The sequence below is a fragment of the Pseudomonadales bacterium genome, from assembly GCA_013215025.1.
GTDB lineage: Bacteria > Pseudomonadota > Gammaproteobacteria > Pseudomonadales > DT-91 > DT-91.
Genome location: JABSRR010000210.1, coordinates 1 through 3,839, shown reverse-complemented (window position 1 = coordinate 3,839; position 3,839 = coordinate 1). Strand labels below are relative to the sequence as shown.

At 46.5% G+C, this 3,839-nt stretch carries 5 protein-coding genes; 1 reads left to right on the top strand and 4 read right to left on the bottom strand.

All coding sequences use genetic code 11. From position 1 onward, the window contains the following. From HRU21_11875 to HRU21_11860, 4 genes are all read right to left on the bottom strand, one after another. On the bottom strand, positions 1-232 hold a 232-nt coding region (locus HRU21_11875), incomplete at its 3' end, for a DUF489 family protein (protein NRA42987.1). Beyond that, positions 229-1,344: a tRNA 2-thiouridine(34) synthase MnmA gene (mnmA, locus tag HRU21_11870; GenBank protein ID NRA42986.1), complete on the bottom strand. Its 1,116-nt coding sequence runs from the start codon at positions 1,342-1,344 to the stop codon at positions 229-231. The genes mnmA and HRU21_11875, both read right to left, overlap by 4 nt. Positions 1,345-1,363: 19 nt before the next feature. Then, on the bottom strand, positions 1,364-1,834 hold the full coding sequence (locus HRU21_11865) for an NUDIX hydrolase (protein NRA42985.1): 471 nt from the start codon (positions 1,832-1,834) through the stop codon (positions 1,364-1,366). A 224-nt stretch (positions 1,835-2,058) separates the two neighbouring features. Next, complete coding sequence (locus HRU21_11860; protein NRA42984.1) at positions 2,059-2,754, bottom strand: pseudouridine synthase; 696 nt, start codon at positions 2,752-2,754, stop codon at positions 2,059-2,061. Between the two features lie 378 nt (positions 2,755-3,132). Between HRU21_11860 and HRU21_11855 the strand changes: the two genes are divergently transcribed. Beyond that, positions 3,133-3,839: NADP-dependent isocitrate dehydrogenase (locus HRU21_11855; protein NRA42983.1), on the top strand; the 707-nt coding region annotated here is incomplete at its 3' end.

Below are 3,839 nucleotides of genomic sequence, written 5' to 3'. Positions count from 1 at the left end.
TTGATAGCGATGATAGCAGCTTAAGACCGCGGCGAAGATGCTCGAGACGGTTGCCATAAATGTCCATAGTTTGCTCAGGCTCAAAGCAAAAAAGGCTATCAATTAGCGGCCTTGTGTCGTGAATCTCGCTCTGACCTTGGTGGGCAATATCAATCACGCAATCAACGGCTTGATACATTGCGGCAAGTGCAACACTCAGTTGCTGCGTTTGACTCAGTGTTGCTTGGTTCATGATGCAGATAGTGATTGATTAAACCTGCGCTCAATGACACCACCACCCAGACAAACATCACCTTGGTAAAACACTACCGACTGGCCAGGCGTAACGGCACGTTGCGGCTGGTCAAAAAACACCTTGGCACTGCCGTCAGCTTGTAACTGCAACTGACAGGCTTGATCTGCCTGGCGATAACGGGTTTTGGCATGTATTTGACTAAGTTCAGCCGGCGGCTTGCCGGCAATCCAATCAATGCGGTTGGTGCTTAGGGCGCTGGTGTATAAGCGAGGGTGCTGTTGACCTTGACCGACGATGAGCTGATTATCGCTGAGATTTTTTTCTAACACATACCATGGCTCTTCGCTAAAGTCCTTCAGTCCGCCAATCCCTAAGCCTTGTCGCTGGCCTATGGTGTGGAACATTAAGCCATGGTGTTGGCCGATGACCTGACCCTGCTCGGTGACGATGTCTCCCGCTTGAGCGGGGATATATTGCTGTAAGAAATCTTTAAAACGTCGTTCACCAATGAAGCAGATACCGGTGCTGTCTTTTTTGTGTGCGGTGATTAAGTCGTGTTTTTCAGCAATTTTACGCACCTCGGGCTTGGCAATGTCGCCAAGGGGGAATAAGGTTTTAGCAATTTGTTGACCACCCACAGCATGTAAGAAATAACTTTGATCTTTGTTATCGTCTTTGCCTTTTAATAATTGGCCGGACAACGCATTAGGGGCTAAACGATTACGGACATAATGCCCGGTCGCAATAAAGTCAGCGCCTAAATGTACGGCATAATCCAAAAAGGCTTTAAATTTGATTTCTTTATTACAGAGGATATCGGGGTTAGGCGTGCGGCCTGCTTGATATTCCTGTAAAAAATGCTCGAACACATTGTCCCAATATTCTGCTGCAAAATTAGCAGTGTGCAGCTTTATGCCGATTTTATCAGCGACCGCTTGTGCGTCAGCCAGATCAGCCTTGGCTGTGCAGTATTCGGTGCCGTCGTCTTCGTCCCAGTTTTTCATGAACAAGCCTTCAACCTGATAGCCCTGCTGTTGCAGCAGTAAGGCAGAAACGGATGAATCTACGCCGCCCGACATGCCAACAATTACGGTAGTTTGCTTGTTCATACTTTCATTGGCACTGAGCTTAGTCATTGATTAAGCTCAATGGGTAACGCTCGCCTTGCAGATAATGCTCTATATCCTCCAGCACCAAAGGGCTACGAAGTTTACACTGCTGCTGCTTAATTTCATCGACATCCATCCATAGGGCTCGTTCAATTCCTGCATCTAGCGGCAAATTTGAGTCATGATGCAGCGCCTCGGCAATAAACGTTGTGCGGTAATATACCGTGCCATTATGTGGTGCAATGTATTTGCTGATGCGTAACACATGGGTAGGTTGGCAGTGCCATCCCGTTTCTTCTAAAACTTCGCGTTTAGCCGCTTCGAGCAATGACTCGTTCGGCTCTAAGTGACCTGCGGGCTGATTAAAGACAAGGCGGCCGCCTGAGGTCTCCTCAACTAATAAGAATTTTCCCTGCTGTTCGATCACGCAGGCCACGGTAATATGGGGTGGCCACTGCGGCGGAGCTGAATCTGTCTCGACGGCTTGCATAATCAACTTTTTGATATGGGTTTGAATTAGAGGTTTGTTATTTACAGAGATTAAAGGCTTTTTCAAAATATAAAGTGCTGCGATTATACTGACCGCTCACTGATATGGCTAGAAAGAAGCTTTGCAATAATAAAAAGCCTTTGTTCTTGCCTCACATAGCCAATTGGCATAGTGCTCATCTGCACTCATCTGCGCTTCCATAGCCTTTTGGTCTACAAACAGCTTTAGGGTTGTTTTGATCGACCCTGAAATTTTGCATAACGCTTGGCATTGTTATTGTTCGTTTTACTTTGGCTGAAACGCCGTTTATTGGCTTTAGCTGGCTTGTTATCTGGCAATGCCGACGATGTTTTAAGCATGCGATTGAGCTCGGTTTGTGTCAGATGAATACTACGACACTCGCCCGGCGCCAAGCTGCCAAGCTCAAATTCGGCGATACTGGCGCGGATTAAGCGTAAAGTAGGGAAGCCAACGGCCGCTGTCATGCGACGTACCTGACGATTTTTGCCCTCGCTGATACGCATTTCAATCCAGCTGGTGGGAATATGTTTGCGAACTCTGATTGGCGGCTGCCTTGGCCATACCTTGGGGGGCGAGATGGTTTTTACTTTAGCGGGTTTGGTTTTACCATCTTTCAGAATTACGCCGCCAGCAAGTTTCTGCAGTGCATCAGCACTAATCTGGCCATCTACTTGAACCCAATAGGTTTTCTCTTTGCCAAATTTCGGGTGGCTCAACACATGCTGCAAGCGCCCGTGGTTGGTGAGGAGTAAAAGCCCCTCAGAGTCGTAATCTAAGCGGCCTGCAACATAAAAGCCTGGTTTATCAGCTAATATTGATTTTAAAGTTTGGCGCTGATCGGCATCAGTAAACTGGCTCAGCATGTGGTAAGGTTTGTTGAGTAAAAGAATCTCAGCCATGTTTATCAATATTTATCAAAAGCTCAAGTTTACTATGTAATTCACTGGCTTGCTGATATAATTGCGCGCGCAAAAAAGAGTGTGCAGTTCGCATGTCTGCTTAAGCGGCCACAAGCTCGCGGCGCAGCATGGACAGTATACTCGCTTACTCTGGTAATGCAGTATTGCCTAATACAGCCTTTGGCCGCATTAATAGTAAAGCCGTTGAAAATGCTTCAGCTGCGCTTCGCTATTTTGATCGGCTTTAAACCTTGTAAACATCTGCAAAGCACTATCGCTAATGCTTTGTAGTGACAACATAGGTTTAAAAATAGGTTTAAAAGCGTTAGTTTGGCTTTTAGTCGCGATGCCGCCTTACTTTTAAAACTAGGAAAGAAAATGACCACGTCAAAAATTATCTATACAGAAACTGATGAAGCGCCAGCGCTGGCAACTTATTCACTATTACCGATTATTCAAGCTTTCACAGGCGCTGCCGGTGTTGAAGTTGAAACACGTGATATTTCCTTATCGGGTCGCGTATTAGCAAACTTTCCTGATTATTTAAGCGACGATCAAAAAATCTCAGATGCCTTAGCTGAACTTGGTGAGCTGGCGAAAACACCTGATGCTAACATCATCAAGCTGCCAAATATTTCGGCTTCTGTGCCTCAGCTTAAAGCAACCATTGCTGAGCTTCAGGCGCAAGGTTATCCATTGCCTGAATACCCAGAAGAGCCTCAAAATGACGAAGAAAAGTCAATTAAAGCCGCTTACGATAAAGTCAAAGGCTCTGCAGTAAACCCTGTTTTACGTGAAGGTAACTCTGACCGCCGTGCACCGGGTGCGGTTAAATCTTATGCGCGTAAAAACCCACACTCCATGGGTGCATGGGCATCCGACTCGAAGTCACACGTTGCTTCAATGAGCGAAGGTGACTTCTACGGCAGCGAAAAATCTACCACTATCGCAGATGCCACTGAATTCAAATTAGTATTTGAAGGCGAGGGCGGTGAGCAAGAGCTTAAAGGCTTTGCACCACTTCAAGCGGGTGAAGTCATCGATTGTTCAACCATGAGCGTGGCAAAGCTGCGTGCGTTTTTAGC

Bases quoted from the DNA above. Each gene is read 5' to 3' on its own strand.
- mnmA (NRA42986.1), bottom strand. From the start codon at position 1,344: ATGAACAAGCAAACTACCGTAATTGTTGGCATGTCGGGCGGCGTAGAT.
- HRU21_11860 (NRA42984.1), bottom strand. From the start codon at position 2,754: ATGGCTGAGATTCTTTTACTCAACAAACCTTACCACATGCTGAGCCAG.
- HRU21_11865 (NRA42985.1), bottom strand. From the start codon at position 1,834: ATGCAAGCCGTCGAGACAGATTCAGCTCCGCCGCAGTGGCCACCCCAT.